Here is a 19746-nt window from a genome sequence, read left to right as displayed (position 1 = left end):
CCATGCGCCCCCGACTGAAAAGCGGGGGTTTTTTTTCGCGTAACGAACAGAAGTGTCTGTAAACGGAGCAAAGCGATGACACGTCAGATGACCGGAGCGAAAATGGTGGTTCAGGCCCTGAAGGATCAGGGTGTGGACACAGTATTCGGATATCCCGGTGGCGCTGTGCTACCGATTTACGACGAGATTTTTCAGCAGAACGGAATTCGTCACTATCTCGTGCGCCACGAACAGGGTGCGGTGCATGCCGCAGAAGGCTATGCGCGCGCAACCGGAAAGCCCGGTGTGGTTCTGGTGACATCCGGCCCGGGTGCCACCAATGCTGTGACCGGCCTGACCGATGCGTTGATGGACAGCATTCCGATTGTGGTTCTCACCGGTCAGGTGCCGACCTTCATGATCGGTTCGGACGCCTTCCAGGAAGCGGACACCGTGGGCATCACCCGCCCCTGCACCAAGCATAACTGGCTGGTGAAAGACACCGACACGCTGTCCGGCATCATCCACGAGGCGTTTCATGTCGCCACCTCTGGCCGTCCCGGCCCGGTGTTGATCGACATTCCGAAGGACGTTCAGTTCGCGAGCGGCGCCTATACCGAAAAGGCCAAAGCCTCGGTGAGCCATTACCAGCCGCAGGTGAAGGGCGACATGGAGACCATCACGCAGCTGGTGGAAGCCATCGAGACGGCAGAACGCCCGGTGTTCTACACCGGGGGCGGCGTCGTGAACTCCGGACCGGGTGCGAGCCAGCTTCTGCGCGAGTTGGTGGATGCCACCGGCATTCCGATCACATCGACCCTGATGGGTCTGGGCTGCTACCCGGCGTCCGGCAAGAACTGGCTGGGTATGCTGGGAATGCATGGGCTTTACGAAGCCAACCTCGCCATGCATGGCTGCGACCTGATGATCAATGTGGGCGCACGGTTCGATGACCGGATTACTGGGCGTCTGGATGCGTTCAGCCCGAAGTCGCGCAAAGCCCATATCGATATCGACCCGTCTTCGATCAACAAGGTAATCCGCGTCGACATGCCGATCATCGGAGATGTGGGCCACGTGCTTGAGGACGTGCTCAAGGTTTGGAAAGCGCGCGGTCGCAAGGTGAACCGCGAAGCGATCCAGAAATGGTGGGCGCGGATCGAGGAATGGCGCAAGGTCGACTGTCTGAAATACAAGCCCTCCGGCAAAACGATCCGGCCGCAGCACGCACTTGACCGCCTCGAGGCGCTGACCAAGGGCCGCGATCGCTACATCTGCACCGAGGTCGGCCAGCATCAGATGTGGGCGGCGCAGTACCTCGGGTTCGAAGATCCGAACCGGTGGATGACATCGGGCGGACTCGGCACGATGGGCTATGGCACCCCGGCCTCAATCGGCGTGCAGGTTGCGCATCCGGACGCGCTGGTGATCAACGTGGCCGGTGAGGCCTCCTGGCTGATGAACATGCAGGAAATGGGCACCGCAGTTCAGTACCGCCTGCCGGTCAAGCAGTTCATCCTCAACAATGAACGTCTGGGTATGGTGCGCCAGTGGCAGGAACTGCTGCACGGTGAACGTTATTCGCACAGTTGGTCAGAGGCCCTGCCCGATTTCGTAAAGCTGGCCGAGGCCTTTGGCTGCAAGGGCATCCTCTGCAGCGATCCGGCGGATCTGGACGACGCGATCATGGAAATGCTCGACTATGACGGACCGGTGATTTTCGACTGCCTTGTCGAAAAACACGAGAACTGCTTCCCGATGATCCCGTCGGGAGAGCCGCACAACAAGATGCTTCTGGGTGAAGCAAGCACCAAGGATGCCATCGGCTCCAAGGGCGCAGTCATGGTGTAAAGGTTCGCGCCGGCTTTGATGCCGGCCCGATCCGTGGGGGGCCAGCCCCCCACACCCCCCGGCATATTTGGAAAAAGAAGAAGATCATGTCCCCGCTGAATATCAAAAAAGGCTCCACCAAGCATTCCGCCTACAACCTTCGCCCGACCTTTTCGGACGTGCAGGAAACCCACACACTTGCGGTTCTCGTGGACAACGAACCCGGTGTGCTTGCCCGGGTGATCGGGCTGTTCTCGGGCCGGGGATACAACATCGAAAGCCTGACAGTTGCGGAGGTCGACCATCTGGGTCACACCAGCCGCATCACCATCGTGACAACCGGGACACCTCAGGTCATCGAACAGATCAAGGCGCAGCTTGGTCGGATCGTTCCGGTGCATGAAGTGCATGACCTGACTGTCGAGGGTGGATCGGTCGAGCGGGAACTGGCGCTGATCAAGGTCGAAGGGGCCGGCGACAAACGTGTCGAGGCGCTCCGGCTGGCCGATATCTTCCGTGCGCAGGTGGTCGACAGCACACTGGAAAGCTTCGTGTTCCAGATCACAGGCACTCCCGAAAAAGTCGATGCCTTCGTCGATCTGATGCGCCCGCTTGGCCTGGTCGAAGTGGCGCGCACGGGTGTTGCAGCGCTGTCGCGCGGTTTGTGAGACAGTCTCAGCCGACTTGAACCGTCAGACTTGCGGTTTCGCAGGCTGACGTCAGATCACGCCATTTTTCTCTGCGGTTCGGAATCGAAGTAATCCGCGAGGTCCACAACTTTGTTTGCCGGCTTCCCGCACGGGAGGTCCGACGAACCGGAGTAAGCTTTCTGGCGCGCCTGCAGTTGCCGGGGCAGATCCGGCGAATGCGATTGCATCAGAAGCTGCGGATTGGTCGCTTTCCGCACGTTTTGCTGAATCGAAACGTCAAATTGAATAAGATCACCCGCATCGAGCGACGGCGCCTCGTGAACGCAGTCGTCACCCGGTGTATAATAGGCGAGTTCGCCCTGATCTTCACACCAGATGACCGCCTTCTGGGCATCTGCGTCCGACCACAGGACAACACCGAACATGTTCTGCAGTTTCATACTATTGGTTCCCCATTTTGGAATTCCAATGTCTTAATTTTTTTTGCGTCACAACATCCCGAATTTGGAGACGGACCCTCGGAATTTGTGTCATTTGCAATTGACCCTGACGCGAACACGCGTCACCATTGACACAATTCCGCACCACTCACAACAGAAACTCTCACGGAAAACCTGTTATAGTTTATACGGAATGTCTATTAACACCTTATACGTGTAATGCGTATGAGCAGACCGCACGGACACTTCAAAAAGGCATCATGTCGTGTCGACCCCGAGCCCATCCGAATTGCGCAACACGCTGGGAGCCAATCTGCGGGAATTGGTCAAATCGACGGAATCCGTTTCGGCGCTTTGCAGGGATCTCGGGATCAATAGAACGCAATTCAATCGATACCTGTCTGGTGAAAGCTTTCCCAGACCTGATGTGCTCTTTCGGATTTGCCAGTATTTCAACGTAGATGCGCGCATCATACTCGAACCCCTGTCGGATATGGACTCGGGCGCTCGGTCGCTGCTCAACCATCCGGAGATCTCGGAATTTCTTTCGGGTGGTGTCGGAGAATTGACGGAAAGCCTGTTTCCCAGTGGCTTTTATCAGTTTGCCCGACGCAGTTTTCTGGACGAGACCCAATTCATTCAGGGGCTGGTCTATGTCTACCGCAAGGATGACGCGACCTTTCTGCGCGGTTTCGAGGCAAAGCAGGCCATTATTCAGCAGGGATTGCCGCCCAATGCCAAGACCCGCGAGTTCCGAGGAATTCTTTTGGCGCAGGAGGGTGGCATTGCCGGTCTGGTCAGCAGACGCGGTGCGCTGACGACATCGTTCAATTTTCTCGCACAGGTGCCGTCTTTCCAGAACAATTACTGGGTCGGCTACACCGTTCGGACCGTTCGCGAAAGCCTGACCGGATCGCGTGTCGCGCGGCTCGTCTATGAATATCTTGGATCCAATGGGCCCAAAGTCCGAGAGGCTGCCCGAAAATCCGGCTTCTGCTCGGTGGATGATCTGGTTCCCTATCAACGCACGCAGTTGCGGGTGGATGAACCCTTCCACTAACGAAATCAGGAAATGCGGAGGTCGGTTGGCGTCAGTTTGTGTCGTGATCTGACGCGAACCAGTGCGCGCATTCGAGGCAGGTTGCCGGTCAGTCAATGATCGGAGGCGGCGATGACTGTGATTGATCCCATTCTGGCGGATGTTCAGAAACCCACGGCCAAGGCACGCGGTCTTCCCAACGCGCATTATACCGATCCGGAGAAATTCGCCGAGGAACGGGACGCGCTGTTCGGCGCGGGTTGGGCAGGTCTTGCAGTTGCCTCTGATGTGCCAGAGGCGGGAGACGCGGTTCCGATCACATTTCTCGATATCCCGCTGCTGCTGATCCGGGGACGAGACAACGTGGTGCGGGTGTTCCAGAACATCTGTCGCCATCGCGGCATGATCCTTGTTGAGGAACCGCGCAAGATCGAGGGTGCAATCCGATGCCCGTATCATTCGTGGTGCTACAGCACTCAGGGGCAGTTGGTTGCCACACCGCATGTTGGCGGCCCCGGCTTCAACTCGCATCAGGACGTTGACCGCAGCACGCTAGGCCTGATCGAAGTGCGCAGCCATGTATGGCGCGATGTGGTCTGGATCAACATGTCCGGCACCGCACCGGCCTTCGAAGACGCGATGGCCGATGTCATTGCCCGTTGGGCGGAGTTCGAGCAGCCTATGTTCCATGGTGGCGCGGACAGCACGTTTTCGCTGACTGTGAACGGCAACTGGAAACTCGCAGTCGAGAACTACTGTGAAAGCTATCACCTGCCTTGGGTGCATCCCGGGTTGAACAGCTATTCCCGGCTCGAGGACCACTACAATATCGAACAGGACGGGCTGACATCGGGTCAAGGCACGCTCGTGTACCGTCAACTGCACGGCGATAATGGGGCGATTTTTCCGGATTTCGCCAATCTTGACGCCAAGTGGGATGCCGGCGCGGAATACCTGTCGATCTATCCCAACGTGCTTCTTGGGGTACACCGGGATCATGCATTCGCGATCATTCTGCGCCCGAACGGACCGGAACAGACCGAGGAATTCATCCATCTCTACTACGCCACGCCCGACACAGACGACGCGTTGCGCCAGAAAAACGCAGCGCAATGGAAGGTCGTGTTCGAAGAAGACATATTCGTTGTGGAAGGGATGCAACGTGGACGGCGCGCGCCAGGTTTCGATGGCGGACGGTTCTCGCCGGCAATGGACGGTCCGACGCATTGTTTCCATAAGTGGGCGGCGGATCGGATCGCGAGTCACCGCGCGGCCAAATGAACCGCACACTGGACGAGGCTTTGCTGGCTGCGCACGACCGCGAAGACGGCCCGGCGCTGATCCAACTGTATGAACAGGCGGCCAACGAGGCCGGCGACGAACAGGCCTCGGGGTTCTTTCTGACGCACGCCTATGTCTTTGCGTTGGAATGTGGCGATGCACGTGCGGATACTCTCCGCCGTCGCCTTGCCAAGATGGGCCGCGAGACCCTCACCTGAGAAAAACATGCGGGCGCGCGGGCGTCCGCATGTTGCATCGTTTTCCTATTTCTGGATCGACTCGAGGTAATAGGCCACGGACAGCATCTTGCCCCGTGTATAGAGCACGTCGCCATAGGCAGAATTGCTGTGGCTTTCTTCGTCGAACAATGCACCGTACACCGGCATCGGCCCACCATGGGCACGCAGACCGGTGCGCCCATCGATGATATGGATCACATCAAGCATCGGGAACGCGCCGTCATTCGAAGCAGCAAGCGTGGTCAGATCGGGCACCGAGGTCGTCATGATCTCGGTCAGTGGACCATCCCCTGCCCCACTCATGCCGTGGCATGTGGCGCAATATTGCTCATAGGTGGACTTGCCAACATCGGCATCCTGAGCGACGGCCAAAGAACCGGCCAATAAGGTACTCGTCAAAACTGAATAGAAAACAGTCAGTTTCATAGTCTCCTCCATATCTGGGCACATGTGCCAAGGGCGGCCCGTGGATACGGACACCCACAATCACATGCTATCGCCCGAATATGAAGGTCACTTTGACACAGGTCATGGTGCCAATGCCGAATTCTCAGGGGACTACACTGTCATCGGAGGCCGACGCACCTGATCGTAGAGGTGCCAGGTTGCATGTCCCAAGAGCGGAAGCGCTATCAGCAGTCCGAGAAACCCCGGAATCAGTGCAAGGAAAGTCACCACTGCAATGAACAGGCCCCATCCCAGCATGACGACCGGGTTTTGCAGCACGTACTGGAACGAAGTGATCATCGCCGTGACAAAATCCACCTCTCGGTCCAGAAGAAGCGGGAGAGCGATGACGGTTATGTTGAACAGCAGAATGGCAAAGAGCGCGCCCACAATGCTGCCTACGGTGAGCATCATCAAACCGTTCGTGGACAGATACACATCGAGGGAGCTGGAAACATTCGTCATCGTGCTCAGGCCCAGAAAGAGAGCAAAGATCATGTGCGCGATGAAGAACCAGAAGAGGAACACCATGATGATGATCGCGCAGATCGACGGCAGTTGCCGCCGCGACTGGTGCAGGACAACACCGAATATGTCTGACGACACCAGCGGGTCACCACGCTCGAGGCGTCGGCTGACTTCGTAGAAGCCGACCGCCGCAAAAGGTCCGATCAGTGGAAACCCGATCGCGGCGAGCACAAGCCAATAGGTCGTTCCGGTGCGCAGCGTGATCCAGGAAATGAACCAGCCCGCCAATACGTAAAACCCGGCAAAAACCAGAGCATAGCCCGGTGCGCGCACCAAGTCGCTCCATCCGCGTTTCAAAGCGGTTCGCAGAGTATCGACCGACACAGGCTCCAGTGTCGGTACGCCGAGTTCAGGGGTTTCCCTCATGCCCTCCTCCCAAGCATGACGTTCGCGCCAAGGCATGAAAGCGGGTTACGCAGAGTTTGGCAACAGAAGGATCAGCGGAATATGATGAAGGCGATGCAGCGTGGCACCGCCTCTCTGGATTTGGCAGACGGGATTATTCGGCGCGTGCGTCCGCGCGGGATTTGCCGGACACGTTCTGAGCCAGAGTTGCCGCCATGAACGGATCAAGGTCTCCGTCCAGAACTCCCTTGGTGTCCGAGGTCTCGTGTCCCGTGCGCAGGTCCTTGACCATCTGGTAGGGTTGCAGAACGTAGGATCGGATCTGGTTCCCCCAGCCTGCGTCGCCCTTGGCCTCGTGTGCGGCGTTGATCGCCTCGTTCCTCTTGTCGAGTTCGAGTTGATAAAGGCGCGACTTCAGGGCTTTCATGGCGATGTCGCGGTTCTGGTGCTGCGATTTTTCCGAGCTGGTCACGACGATCCCGGTGGGAGCGTGGGTGATCCGTACAGCGGAGTCCGTTGTGTTGACGTGCTGTCCACCTGCCCCCGAAGACCGGTACGTATCGATCCGAATGTCGGCGGGGTTGATCTCGATCTCGATGTTGTCATCCACCACCGGATAGACCCAGACAGAGCAGAAGGACGTATGGCGCTTGGCCGCGCTGTCGAAGGGCGAAATCCGGACAAGACGATGCACCCCGGACTCCGATTTCAGCCACCCATAGGCGTTCGGTCCCGAAATCTTGTAGGCCGCCGATTTGATGCCTGCTTCTTCGCCGGGCTGCTCGGATTGAAGTTCAACCTCATAGCCGTGCTGCTCGGCCCAGCGGACATACATCCGCGCCAGCATGGATGCCCAATCGCAGCTTTCGGTTCCGCCCGCGCCCGAGTTGATTTCGAGGAACGTATCGTTGCCGTCCGCCTCTCCGTCGAGCAGCGCTTCAAGTTCTTTTTTGGATGCTTTCTCAGCAAGGGATTTCAGTGCGTTCTCAGCGTCGACGACAACTTCTTTGTCGCTTTCCATTTCACCGAGTTCGATCATCTCGACATTGTCGCTCAGATCCTGCTTGATCGATGTGTAGGTCTCGATGGCATCCACAAGCATCTGGCGGTCACGCATCAGCTTCTGCGCCGCGGCCGGGTCGTCCCAGAGGTTTGGATCCTCGACGCGGGCGTTGAATTCCTCAAGCCGGTGCTGTGCCGTTTCCCAATCCAGACGCTGCGCAAGCAGCTTCAGGGATTTCTCAATCTGTTCAACGGTGTTTTCGATTTCAGCGCGCATTGGCGATCCTGTTTGCTCGGCTCCTCGTGACGACCCGTGATAGACCAGCGCCGCTGCCCCTTCAAGGCGGCGTCGTCAGAGCCGACCGTGTCAGAACTCAGTAAAGGCCGCCGGAACTGAGCGTGCCGAAAGAGGCTTTGGGTCCGACGATGGCTGTCCCGCCGCTACTGGTCGTAACCTGCTTGGTTGCACCCGCACTGTCGGAATAGAGTTCGAAATTCGACCCCATCGCAAAGCCGCCATCAAACTGGATACCGAAGATCGGCTCCTCGCCTTCGCGGAAACACTCAGCCACAACGTTGTCACCGCTCGCACTGTCAGACAGGCGTGCGCCGGTGTTCCGGTCAATCTTGATGAACTGGCAGCTGTCCGGCGCGCGGAAGCTGCTGCCGCCGTATTTGGCCACGGCTTTTTGCATGAAAGAATTGAACACAGGGCCACACATGCCACCACCGGATGCGCCGCTGCCGAGGCTGCGCGGTTGGTCGAAGCCGATGTAGCAGCCCGCCACGATGTTCGATGTGAAACCAACAAACCAGACATCCTTGGCGTCGTTTGTCGTGCCGGTCTTGCCTGCGGTCGGAACCGGCAGATTGACGGCCCGGCGCGCGGTGCCACGTTCGACCACGCCCTGCATCATAGAGGTCAACTGATAGGCCGTAACCGCGTTCATCACGCGCTCGCGGTTGCTGCGCACGGTCGGTCCCAGTCCCGGTTGCAGGCTGGCAAGGGTACAGTCTTCGCAAACACGCTGGTCGTGTTTGTAAACCGTATTGCCATAGCGGTCCTGCACGCGGTCAACCAGCGTGGGCTCCACCCGTTCACCACCGTTGGCGAACATCGCATAGGCGGCCACCATCTTGTACAGCGTGGTTTCATCCGCACCCAATGCGTTCGCCAGAACGCGGCCCATGTTGTCGTAGACGCCGAATTTCTCGGCATAGTTGGCAACGGTATCCATCCCGACTTCCTGAGCGAGCCGGATGGTCATCAGGTTACGCGACTGCTCGATCCCGGTGCGAAGGGGTGTCGGGCCATAGAACTTGTTCGACGCGTTTTTGGGGCGCCACACACCCTGCGGCGTGTTGATCTCAATCGGCGCGTCCACAACGATCGTCGCCGGGGAATACCCGCTGTCGAGGGCGGCCGCATACACGAAGGGCTTGAAGCTCGATCCCGGCTGCCGCTGCGCCTGAGTTGCGCGGTTGAAAACCGAATGCTGGTAGCTGAAACCGCCCTGCATGGCGATCACACGACCGGTGTTGACGTCCATCGCCATGAAGGCGCCCTGCACCTGCGGGACCTGCCGCAGCGTCCACCTTATGAAACTGCCGTTGTCATCCGCCGTCATGCGTCGGACATGTACCACATCACCCACTTCGAGAAGGTCACCGGCAACCTGTCCGCGCCGGCCAAGCGATCCATCGCTGTTACGTTTGCGGGCCCATTGAACGTCTTTCGCCGGGATCCAGTGCCCGTCCTCATCATCGGCGACACCTTCGATACCAATGCGGGCATCGTTCTGCCCGATTTCAAGCACAACTGCAGGATACCACGGGTTCTCAAGCTGGATATCGCGGGCGATGGTGACGTTGGCCAGCGCTTCGCGCCATGTTGTCTCATTGGTCAACTGATCCGCCGGTATTTTCTTTCCGGTGCCACGCCAGACACCCTGAGAGCGATCATACTGCTCTAAGGCACGCTGAAGCGCATCCTCCGCCTCGACCTGCAATTCAGGATCAAGCGTCGCGCGCACGCTGAAGCCGCCCGAGAAGAATTCGCCCTCGCCGAAGTCCTCGCTCAACTGACGACGAATTTCGTCCGTAAAATAGCTGCGCGGAGGCAGCGCATCCCGAAACGGATCGTAGTCCCCGTTCTGAACCGATTTCAGGGGCATCGCGACTTCGGTCTCGTAGGTCTCTTTGTCGATATAGCCGTTTTCGTACATTTCCTTGAGAACGAAGTTCCGGCGTGACAGCAGCCGATCCTTGCGCCGCACCGGATGGAATTCCGACGGTGCCTTGGGCATGGAGGCCAGCGTGGCGGCTTCGTGCGGAGCCAGTTCCACAAGGGATTTGTTGAAGTAGGTCTGCGCGGCGGCCGTCACCCCGTAGGAGTTCTGACCGAGGAAGATCTCGTTCATGTAGAGTTCGAGAATCTTGTCCTTGCTCAGCGTGTCCTCGATCCGGGACGCAAGGATGATCTCCTTGATTTTGCGCTCGACCCGGCGATCCCCGGACAGAAGGAAGTTTTTCATGACCTGCTGGGTGATGGTCGATGCACCGCGCACGTCACGGCCGCCAGAAGCAACCGCATCAACCGCCGCCGCTGCGATACCGCGCAGGTCGTAACCCTGATGGGTGTAAAAGTTCTTGTCTTCCGCCGAAATGAAGGCCTGCTTGACCAGATCGGGTATTTCGTTGGCCGGAGTGAACAGACGCCGTTCCTGCGCGAATTCGTCGATGATCCGGCCCTCGACCGAATAAATCCGGCTGATCGTCGGAGGCGTATACTGCGCAAGGCTCTCATGGCTGGGGAGATCGCGGCCATACATCCAGAAGACACCGCCCACGCCAAGCGCAACCATCATCATCCCCATGGTGATGAGGGTGAAGATCGCGCCGAAGAATGACAGGATAAATCTGATCACGTGGTGCCCCTGAGCAAGTTTGATACCCCTACAAAATCAGGGGCCGATGGTCAAAACACATTGCCGTTCCTACCGGCACTCGATTGCCTATGACGCAAGGTCATTCCCAAATCGTCAATTCCGCCGAAGCGGCGCCAGCGCGGCGTCTTCATCGCGCCAGGCGATCAAACCGTCGCGCACACCTGCTGCCATGCCCTGTCGCCAGATCGGATCACTGAGATTCTTCAGGTCCTCATCAGTGGACAGAAACCCGACTTCAAGCAGAACCGAAGGTATGTCCGCAGCCTTGAGAACCGAGAAACCTGCACTGCGCATCGGACGTTTGTGCACCCGGCCAACCGCGTTCTGGATGCCTGACAGCATGTGACGTGCCAATGCTTCGCTGCGCGGAGCGTTGTCCAGCCGCGCGAGGCTCATCAGCACATTGGCGACCCGGTCGTCGGATTGGCTCAGATCGACACCGGCCAGCAGATCGTCACGATCATGCCGTTCAGCAAGAGCAGCCGAGGCCGCGTCGGACGCATCATCGGACAGCGTATAGACAGCCGCACCCCGTGCCTCCCCTTCGGCCAAAGCATCGGCGTGAAGCGAAATGAAGACATCCGCGCCGGCATCCCGCGCCCGTGCCACGCGGGCTTCGAGAGACACGAAGTAGTCCCCGTCGCGGGTCAGAACGACGTCAAATCCCCCTGCCCGGCGCAGCACGTCCTGCAATTCCCGTGCAAAGGTCAGCATGAGATCGGCCTCGCGGACTTCCCCGCGTTCCGCTCCGGGGTCGATGCCGCCATGCCCCGGATCAAGCACGATCCTCAGACGTCCGGGATCGCGCGGCGGCAGAGGCTCCACCTGCGCCGCTTGCGGCAGGTCCCAGCGCGGATCCCTCGGCGCACCAGCCTCGGCGTCGAAACTCGATTGATCTGCGGTGTCGAGGCGCACAAGAAGAACCGCCGCTCCGGTGGCACCCTCTGTGTCCATCTGTGCCGTGCTGACGGTCATCGGCTCGGCCATTTCCGCCACCAGTCGGGACCAGCCCGGACGGTAGCCGCCCATCCGCAGGGACGTGATGCGGTCGCCTTCGGTCAACGAGGCCGGGTCCACCTCGCCCCATTGCACTTCCCGGAAATCCATCACCAGTCGGTTCGGGTCGGTCAGGGTGAAGACCCGCCACGGGACTCCCTGACTCAGATTGAGTTGCACCTCTGCACCGCCCCATCGGTCGGTCACTGCGCCCCCCTCGAAGCGCGCAAGCGCACCGAGTTCCTGCGCAGCGGCAGGTACCGCCAGCATAACCGACAGGATCAGAGCCAATACCTGTTTCAAAACACCGCTCATGGTTTCACCAAGGCCTCTCACCGGGCCATTGATGCCACCATACCGGATTCGTCCGACCGGCAACAGCAGGAACGCTTATGCGATAAATCCGCGCTGACGCATGAAGCGTTCCAGTCTTTCAAGCCCTTCAACGATGTCGTCCGTAGACCGCGCATAGGAAAAGCGCAGCGTGCCGCCCCCGCGCACCGGATCGAAATCCAGCCCCGGAGTGACCGCCACACCAGCCTCATCAAGAATGGCACGGGCAAAGGCGCGGCTGTCATCCGTAAGGTGCGCAATGTCCGCGTAAACATAGAACGCCCCATCCGGAGGTGCGATCCGGTCGAACCCGGCTTTGGGCAGCCCTTCAAGCATGAACTGCCGGTTTCTGCGGTAGACCGCCATGTTCGCCTCGAGCTCTTCATCGGCATCCATGGCCGCCAGCGCCGCAACCTGCGCGGCATGGGGTGCGCAGATGAACATGTTCTGGGCCAGCCGTTCAACCTGTCGGACGCTGTCCGGCGGAAGGACCAGCCAACCCACACGCCAACCGGTCATGCTGAAAAACTTCGAGAATGAATTGATCACGCAGACATTGTCGCTGATCTCCAGCGCGGTCACGGCTTTACGGTCATACTCAATGCCGTGGTAAATCTCATCCGACAGGAACGCGGCTCCATTGTCGTGCGCTGCTCCAATCAGCGCAGCAAGAGCGTCTTTGCCAAGCATGGTGCCCGTCGGGTTGGCAGGAGACGCAACCATCATACCCTGATACTCAAGCCCCTCCAGATCGGACGGCTCAAGCTGGTAACGCGCTTCCGGACGGGTCTGGACTTCGATCGGTGTCAGATCGAGCGATTTCATGATCTGCCGATACGACGGATATCCCGGTGCGCCGATGGCAATCCTGTCTCCGGCATCGAACAGCGCCGTAAAGGCGAGGATGAACCCACCCGATGAACCAGGGGTCACCACAACGCGCGCGGGGTCCAGATCGACACCATACCAGTCGGCATAGAGCCTCGCGATCCGCTGACGAAGCGCGGGCAACCCCAGCGCAACCGTGTATCCCAGCGGATCGTCGCTCATAGCTCTTGCCAGCGCGTCGCGCGCCTGCGCAGGCGCCGGAGTCCCGGGTTGGCCCACTTCCATATGGATGATGTGGCGCCCCGCAGCCTCGGCCTGACGTGCGGCTTCCATGACATCCATCACGATAAAGGGATCAACCGCCCCACGGCTTGAGTTCCGCATCATTCTCTCCCTACACTGCCCGCAGCAGACCTAGGGGCGAAGGCAGGGCCACGTCAATGTATCACGCAACACTGCACCTCTTGCGGGTGACGGGATTGGTCCTGTGCCTGACCGCGCTGATTGGCGCGGTTCCGGCCCGTGCGGTGACCCTTCTGCGCGATGCGGATATCGAATATGCCCTGAAACAGCTTGGGGCGCCGGTTCTCAGAGCCGCAGGACTCAGCCCCAACCAGATCCGGATTCTCGTGATTGACGACAGTACGCTCAACGCGTTCATCGTCGATACGCAGCACATCTTCATCCATTCCGGGCTGCTCACCAAGCTTGAGACAGCCGCCCAGGTTCAGGCCGTGATCGCGCATGAGGCGGCGCACATCGCGAACGGCCATATCTCGCGCCGACTTGGCAACATGCAGACGGCACGGACCGCAGCCGGATTGGGCATGGTTCTTGCGGCGGCGGCCGCAGCATCGGGCGGAGGCCGGGCCGCCGTTGGTCTTGGGATCGGATTACAGTCGTCGGCCATGCGGAATTTCCTTGCGCATACACGCGCCGAAGAAGCATCTGCCGATATCAGTTCGGTGCGGTACATGGTGCGCGCGGGCGTCGATCCGCAGGGGGCGATCGAGGTTCAGGACCTCTTTCGCGGACAGGACGCTCTCGCGGAAAGCCGGCAGGACCCCTACATGCGGTCGCATCCATTGACGCGTGATCGGTTGCGGGCCCTCAAGGGTTTGGTTGCCGGAGCATCGGCCCGAACGCCGCCCGATCCAACCGGGACCTACTGGTTCGAACGGGCGAAGGGCAAGCTGACCGCCTTTACCCGCGCGCCCGGCTGGACCTTGCGCCGCGCCGACAGCAGCGTAACCGCTGATATCGCGCAGCTTCGCAAAGCAGTGGCCTATCACCGCCAGAGCGATCTCGGACGCGCGCTGAGCAATATCGATGCTGCCATTTCCAGCCGACCGAATGATCCGTTTCTGCGTGAACTCAAGGGTCAGATCCTGTTGGAATCCCGCCGCGCATCCGATGCGGTGAAGGTGTATTCAGCCGCGGCACGGCTTGCTCCACGCGAACCCCTGATCCTGGGAGGACTGGGGCGTGCATACCTTGCCGCCGGCAACCCACAGGAGGCCCTGCGCACGCTGGAAGCCGCGCGCGGACGCGACTTCAGTGACACCCGCATCCTGCGCGATCTGGCTGTTGCCTACGCCAAGATGGGTCAGACCGCGATGGCATCGCTTGTCACAGCGGAACGGTATGCGGTTCAGGGCCGCTTCAAAGATGCAAGTATTCACGCCAAACGGGCCGAGGGCGCACTTGCGCGCGGTTCCGGCCCGTGGCAACGCGCGCAGGATGTGCTAAGTGCAGCCCAACGCGCCGGACAGCGCTAATCCCGATCACTGGAGACCTTCATGCTCAAAACCCGTTTTGCCCCGTCCCTTCTGGCCCTGATGCTGGCCACAGCCACACAGGCGTCCGATCTGGACTTCGACAACATGTCCGAGGCGGAACGTACTGCCTTTGGGGCACAGGTTCGGACTTATCTGCTGGAAAACCCCGAAGTGATCATGGAAGCGGTTCAGGTGCTCGAAGAGCGTCGGGCAGCCGAGCAGGCGCAGGGTGATGTGCAGCTGATCGCAAACAACGCCGACGCGATTTTCAATGACGGATATTCCTGGGTTGGCGGAAACCCGGAAGGCGACGTGACCATCGTCGAATTCTTCGACTACCGCTGCGGCTTCTGTCGTCGTGCTCACCCTGAGGTCGCGCAACTTCTCGAACTCGACGGCAATATTCGCTACGTCGCCAAGGAATTTCCGATCCTCGGCGAAAACTCTGTGATCTCTTCCCGGTTTGCGCTGGCCGTCCGCGAAGTCGCGGGAGACGAGGCCTACGAAGCGGCCAAGGAAACGCTTATCGCACTGAATGCCGATATGGACGACACGGTTCTGCGTCGTCTTGCAGACACGCTCGGACTCGATGCCGACGAAGTGATTGCCGCGATGGACAGCGAGGACATCACCGCACAGCTCGCGAAAACCCGCGAGCTTGCGCAGGCGCTTCAGATCAACGGAACACCGTCGTTCGTGATGGGCGATCAGCTGATCCGGGGGTACGTGCCGCTTGACGCGATGCAGCAGATCGTGGCTGAAGCACGCTAAGACAGTCGTCAGTAAGACTTTGTCGATTTGGCGCGATCAGTGATCTCGACCATGCCATCGTCGTGCAAGACAACAGTGTACGTGATGAGATCCAATCGCTCTTCGCGCGCAATCGCGACCGTGTATTTCCAAGTCGCATCTTGGGTGATCGACGCGATTCCACCGCCATCAAGGCCGGTATACGTGTCTGAAAGATCGCGTAAAATCGCTTCGATTACGCAACGGGACGTTTCAACGGGAGTTCTTGCACATTCCGACATGGTGCCTCCGAGAGAAGGATTTTGTATCATGAGGCTGCCGAGCAAAGCCAGTGTGCTCAACCGGATCACCGCGAAGGCCTGCGCGTAATTGCCTGCCCGAGTCTGGCCTCATCCTGGGTTCGAGGATAATGGCGGACCATTTTCGCCGACCAGTCATTGGTCGTGGGATCAGGCTGGGGACCTCCCAACAGCCGGGTGCGCCGCGCGCGCAACTCCCTGTTGTCAGCGGGGCTTCTTACCGTGCCTTTGCCGGTGATATCCGCCGCAGCCCAACGCCAGGGAAATGCATGCACCGTGTATAAAGCCATACCAGACCCCATCACAGAATGCATGTCGTGATCCGAAGTTCCGTAACACGCATCGGCGTTGGTATCGTCCCTGGGGCCCTGCGGGCACGCCGCCGAACCCTGGGTTGCGTGACCCATTCCCAAAAGATGACCAATTTCATGCACATGCGCGCGCTGCATCACAGCCGCCCCGGTACTATCAGTGTCTTTGGGGGTCGGTTGGGTATCGTTGCTGTCATACAGCGTTGAATGAGACCCGAAGAAAGACTCTGACGGGTCAAGACGCACAACATCAATAGTATGGTGGTATGAACCGCCAGCCGCGACATCAGCTCCGCTTAATCTGAAACGACAATAGATGTTGGGGCGATAGGTTTGACCGTCTTCAAACTCCAGGCACGTTGGAAAGTTGTTCACCAACCAGAATTTCCCATTCCAGAAAGGCTGTGCCGACCGCACGAAGTTGGTCTTCCAACGGCTCCAGCTTCCCGGTGTCCAACGCACGATAGTTCTCGCGGGCTTTGTTGGATCACCGTAGTCGTGATATGTGCCGCTTGCAGCACCACCAGCCGGGTTGATCTGCCGAAAACCCAGACGCATGGTCAACGTCAAATTGGCATTATTATACCGGTCGCAAACTGTCGTATCGAGTTCTGCGTCGTATTTCGCATATCGTTTTGTGGTCTTGATGTGGACCACGTGCCTAACCGGAGTCAAAGCCATCACGAATACCTAATTAAATAAGTAATTAGGATGTCTGATCTTGGGTCACATGACAAGTAAATCCTGCAGCGACGGCAGAACGGGTCCGACCTCAACCGCCTTGTTATCATAGTGTTAGAACACTCTGAGATTGTTTACTCAGCCGCTTCCGGCGTACTGGCAGCTTCAAGCTCAGCCGCCTTTTTCTCGACCTGCTCGACGATATGATCCACCATCTGGTCATTGGTCATCTTGTGGCTTTGCTTGCCCGCGAGATACACCATGCCCGCACCGTTGCCGCCGCCGGTAAAGCCGACATCGGTCATGAGTGCCTCGCCGGGTCCATTCACCACGCAGCCGATGATCGACAGGCTCATCGGAGTCTTTATGTGCTCCAGGCGCTTTTCCAATGTCTCAACGGTCTTGATCACGTCAAATCCCTGACGCGCGCAGCTGGGGCAGGAAATGATGTTCACACCGCGGTGGCGCAGGCCAAGAGACTTCAGGATTTCGTAACCGACCTTCACCTCTTCCACCGGATCCGCAGAGAGAGACACCCGGATCGTGTCACCTATGCCCATCCAAAGAAGGTTGCCCAAGCCAATGGCCGATTTGATGGTCCCTGACATCAGGCCACCCGCTTCGGTGATGCCCAGATGGATCGGTGCGTCGGTCGCCTCTGCGAGCTGCTGATAGGCGGCCGCAGCCATAAAGACATCAGATGCCTTGCAGCTGATCTTGAATTCGTGAAAATCGTTGTCCTGCAATATCTTGATGTGATCCAAACCGGATTCCACCATCGCATCGGGACATGGTTCGCCGTATTTTTCGAGCAAGTGCTTTTCCAGCGAACCGGCGTTCACACCGATCCGGATCGAACAGTTGTGGTCCCGCGCAGCTTTGATGACTTCACGCACCCGGTCCTGCGATCCGATATTTCCGGGGTTGATGCGCAGGCAGGCGGCGCCTGCTTCTGCCGCCTCGATGCCCCGTTTATAGTGAAAGTGAATGTCCGCGACGATGGGAACAGGGCTTTCCCGGACGATTTCCTTCAGCGCACGCGAACTGTCTTCGTCAGGCACCGACACTCGCACGATATCGGCCCCAGCATCCGCTGCAGCCTGAACCTGCGCGACGGTCGCTTTAACGTCCGGTGTCAGCGTGTTGGTCATGGTCTGCACGGAGATCGGTGCATCGCCTCCTACCGGCACATTGCCCACCATGATCTGGCGCGAGGTACGACGGTAGATGTTGCGCCATGGGCGAACGTGATTGAGGCTCATGCAGGGTTCCTCCGGCGGAAAGTGTCAACCAAACCGTACAGTTTTTCCAGACGTATAGCTAGGCCCGCTGGCGGGGTGCTTCAAGCGTGAATTGTCAGGGGTGCGTCGCTCAGTCCGTGACCAGCGGCAGCTCGAGTTCCGCAACGACACGCGCCAAGTCACTATCCGCCTCGATCGACGCGACGGAGTAGGTCTGCGAAAGCTCATCGACCGACAGCGCGAGGTTCGATGTGACGGAGCCACGCGGACCCGCCGGGCCATAGGTCTGACCGTTCATCGCAAAATAGATCGCGCCGGATTCCCCAACCCGCAGAGTCGGCGGTTCTTCAGTCGCGGGAACCTGGTAGGTGTCCCCGGCATTCATGATAGTTTCGAAAATCACGCTTCCGTCTGCGGCACGCACGCGGATCCACGCCGGACGCACCGCCACGAGTGTCACACCCGGCGCGCTGTCCTCAAGAATTTTCGGCTGTCCAACGACCGGTTGCTCGACCGTACCGCCCAGATCCGAGAGAACACGAGACAGATCGGCATCCGCCCGCAGATCTGCAGGCTCGAGCGCTGCGGCCAGTGTCGGACCATCCAGAGGCAAATCCGATGTCACTGTCCCCGATGGGCCGACCGGACCAACGGTCTGCCCGTTGACTGAGACATAGAGCGCGCCACTCTCTCCAACATTCAGCAGAGCGTTCGCTTCGGACTGAGGGACTGTCCAGGTGTCGCCAGCCGCCATCACCCGCTCGAAAAGGATGGAACGGTCTTCGCCGCGCACGCGGACCCATGCGGGACGCGCCGCGATCAGTGTCACACCCTCTGCAGAGAACGTGTTGGACGAGGCGAACCGAGACACGACGCTGCTGTCCGCCGGGTTGAGATCGACGGACGGCAGATCCTGTGTCGCGACCTGCGCAAAAGCTCCAACACTGTTGGGGTCGAGCGTCGAGATCGGTGCGTCACGCGCAACGAGAACCGGAACGTCAAGAGCCTGCGGCCGATAGAGACGATCAAACGCTTCCACGTTCGCGGGCGGCGTGAACACCCCTGCCCCGGCATCGGCAACTGTTTCCGTCCCGACTGCGCCCGTGCTTTCCGTTGGCTGGATTGTGGCCTGGAGCGGATCGAGATCAGACAGGACAACGGGGGTTTGATCCACAGGTGCCAGCTGAACCCGCTGGACCTCCTGCAGAACGGAATACCCGCCATAGCCGAGACCACCCAGAAGCATGACAAGCACAAGTGTCGATCCGATCGCGCCCGGTTCGATCCGCGACAGGAAGGAATCGGTGCTCGGGGCGAAGGGCAACGCAGGCTGCGAGAACGGATCACGCGCACCGACGGGGCCAGACGCAACCTTTACTTCGGTCTTTTTCCGAGAGGACGCAGCATCCGACATGCCGTGCGCGGTTTCAAAACCGCTTTCGGCGCAAAAGACCGCATAGGTGTCATCCGGGTCCATGCCCAGATACCGGGCGTAGGAGCGCACATATCCGGCGATGAAGCCAGGCGTGTCAAATGCGGTGGGATCACAGTTTTCGATCGCGGCGATGTAGCTCGCCTTGATGCGCAGTTCACGCTGAACATCGAGAAGCGATTTTCCGAGGGTGGCACGTTCCCCACGCATGACATCGCCCAACCGGAGTTCGAAATCATCGAACCCGCGCGGTTTGGCGTCAGATGTGTCCTGCGAAATCTTTTGGGGTTTCCGCCCAATCATACTCGCTGCCCCTTGCCGTTTCCACTAACTAACTACACGCTGCCTGCGTCACACGTACCCGGTAAT

At 59.2% G+C, this 19746-nt stretch carries 18 protein-coding genes; 7 read left to right on the top strand and 11 right to left on the bottom strand.

All coding sequences use genetic code 11. The features are described from left to right. The first annotated feature begins 75 nt into the window (after positions 1-75). Entirely contained in the window at positions 76-1830 is a 1755-nt protein-coding gene (locus tag MGEO_RS06270; protein WP_085635848.1) for an acetolactate synthase 3 large subunit, read from the top strand. A gap of 86 nt (positions 1831-1916) precedes the next feature. Beyond that, positions 1917-2477, top strand: coding sequence for an acetolactate synthase small subunit (ilvN, locus tag MGEO_RS06265; RefSeq protein WP_085635847.1), 561 nt, complete (start codon positions 1917-1919; stop codon positions 2475-2477). Between the two features lie 56 nt (positions 2478-2533). Here ilvN and MGEO_RS06260 read toward each other — a convergent pair whose 3' ends face one another. Next, positions 2534-2899 carry a hypothetical protein gene (locus MGEO_RS06260; RefSeq protein ID WP_085635846.1) on the bottom strand — a complete coding sequence of 122 codons (366 nt, stop codon included), beginning with the start codon at positions 2897-2899 and terminating at the stop codon, positions 2534-2536. A gap of 265 nt (positions 2900-3164) precedes the next feature. On the opposite strand from MGEO_RS06260, the gene MGEO_RS06255 reads away from it, so the two are divergent. The 3 genes from MGEO_RS06255 to MGEO_RS06245 all read left to right on the top strand — a co-directional run bounded on the left by MGEO_RS06255 (position 3165) and on the right by MGEO_RS06245 (position 5437). Then, a complete protein-coding gene (locus MGEO_RS06255) occupies positions 3165-3959 on the top strand; it encodes a helix-turn-helix domain-containing protein (RefSeq protein WP_085635845.1) in 795 nt (264 codons plus the stop codon). 111 nt (positions 3960-4070) lie between these two features. Then, a complete protein-coding gene (locus MGEO_RS06250) occupies positions 4071-5219 on the top strand; it encodes an aromatic ring-hydroxylating oxygenase subunit alpha (RefSeq protein ID WP_085635844.1) in 1149 nt (382 codons plus the stop codon). Then, complete coding sequence (locus MGEO_RS06245) at positions 5216-5437, top strand: hypothetical protein (protein ID WP_085635843.1); 222 nt, start codon at positions 5216-5218, stop codon at positions 5435-5437. Before MGEO_RS06250 ends, MGEO_RS06245 begins: the two co-directional genes overlap by 4 nt. 45 nt (positions 5438-5482) lie before the next feature. Here the strand turns inward: MGEO_RS06245 and MGEO_RS06240 are convergent, their stop codons facing one another. The 6 genes from MGEO_RS06240 to MGEO_RS06215 form a co-directional block, all read right to left on the bottom strand. Further along, complete coding sequence (locus MGEO_RS06240; RefSeq protein WP_085635842.1) at positions 5483-5884, bottom strand: c-type cytochrome; 402 nt, start codon at positions 5882-5884, stop codon at positions 5483-5485. Positions 5885-6016: 132 nt separating this feature from the next. After that, the gene (locus MGEO_RS06235) at positions 6017-6799 is read right to left on the bottom strand and encodes a DUF2189 domain-containing protein (protein WP_085635841.1); all 783 of its coding nucleotides are present in this window, start codon (positions 6797-6799) and stop codon (positions 6017-6019) included. A gap of 133 nt (positions 6800-6932) precedes the next feature. Then, on the bottom strand, positions 6933-8057 hold the full coding sequence (prfB, locus tag MGEO_RS06230; RefSeq protein WP_085635840.1) for a peptide chain release factor 2: 1125 nt from the start codon (positions 8055-8057) through the stop codon (positions 6933-6935). 97 nt (positions 8058-8154) lie between these two features. After that, on the bottom strand, positions 8155-10707 hold the full coding sequence (locus MGEO_RS06225; RefSeq protein ID WP_085635839.1) for a penicillin-binding protein 1A: 2553 nt from the start codon (positions 10705-10707) through the stop codon (positions 8155-8157). Positions 10708-10821: 114 nt separating this feature from the next. Then, positions 10822-12039: an N-acetylmuramoyl-L-alanine amidase gene (locus MGEO_RS06220; RefSeq protein ID WP_085635838.1), complete on the bottom strand. Its 1218-nt coding sequence runs from the start codon at positions 12037-12039 to the stop codon at positions 10822-10824. Positions 12040-12114: 75 nt separating this feature from the next. Further along, complete coding sequence (locus MGEO_RS06215; RefSeq protein ID WP_085635930.1) at positions 12115-13269, bottom strand: pyridoxal phosphate-dependent aminotransferase; 1155 nt, start codon at positions 13267-13269, stop codon at positions 12115-12117. 56 nt (positions 13270-13325) lie between these two features. Between MGEO_RS06215 and MGEO_RS06210 the strand changes: the two genes are divergently transcribed. Beyond that, positions 13326-14663 (top strand): M48 family metalloprotease, encoded by a 1338-nt coding sequence (locus MGEO_RS06210; protein ID WP_085635837.1) that lies wholly within the window; start codon positions 13326-13328, stop codon positions 14661-14663. Between the two features lie 21 nt (positions 14664-14684). Then, positions 14685-15434, top strand: coding sequence for a DsbA family protein (locus tag MGEO_RS06205; RefSeq protein ID WP_085635836.1), 750 nt, complete (start codon positions 14685-14687; stop codon positions 15432-15434). Positions 15435-15442: 8 nt separating this feature from the next. Here MGEO_RS06205 and MGEO_RS06200 read toward each other — a convergent pair whose 3' ends face one another. From MGEO_RS06200 to MGEO_RS06185, 4 genes are all read right to left on the bottom strand, one after another. After that, positions 15443-15754, bottom strand: coding sequence for a hypothetical protein (locus tag MGEO_RS06200; protein WP_143746238.1), 312 nt, complete (start codon positions 15752-15754; stop codon positions 15443-15445). Positions 15755-15759: 5 nt separating this feature from the next. Continuing rightward, entirely contained in the window at positions 15760-16680 is a 921-nt protein-coding gene (locus tag MGEO_RS06195; protein ID WP_233139702.1) for a hypothetical protein, read from the bottom strand. A 158-nt stretch (positions 16681-16838) separates the two neighbouring features. Further along, entirely contained in the window at positions 16839-17966 is a 1128-nt protein-coding gene (gene ispG / locus MGEO_RS06190) for a flavodoxin-dependent (E)-4-hydroxy-3-methylbut-2-enyl-diphosphate synthase (RefSeq protein WP_085635833.1), read from the bottom strand. A 109-nt stretch (positions 17967-18075) separates the two neighbouring features. Further along, positions 18076-19680, bottom strand: a complete 1605-nt coding sequence (locus MGEO_RS06185) for a helix-turn-helix domain-containing protein (protein WP_085635832.1) — start codon at positions 19678-19680, stop codon at positions 18076-18078. Between the last annotated feature and the right edge of the window lie 66 nt (positions 19681-19746).

It is taken from the genome of Marivita geojedonensis (assembly GCF_002115805.1).
GTDB lineage: Bacteria > Pseudomonadota > Alphaproteobacteria > Rhodobacterales > Rhodobacteraceae > Marivita > Marivita geojedonensis.
Note: the sequence above shows the minus strand (reverse complement) of the source record. Positions and strands in the feature narration are given on the sequence as shown.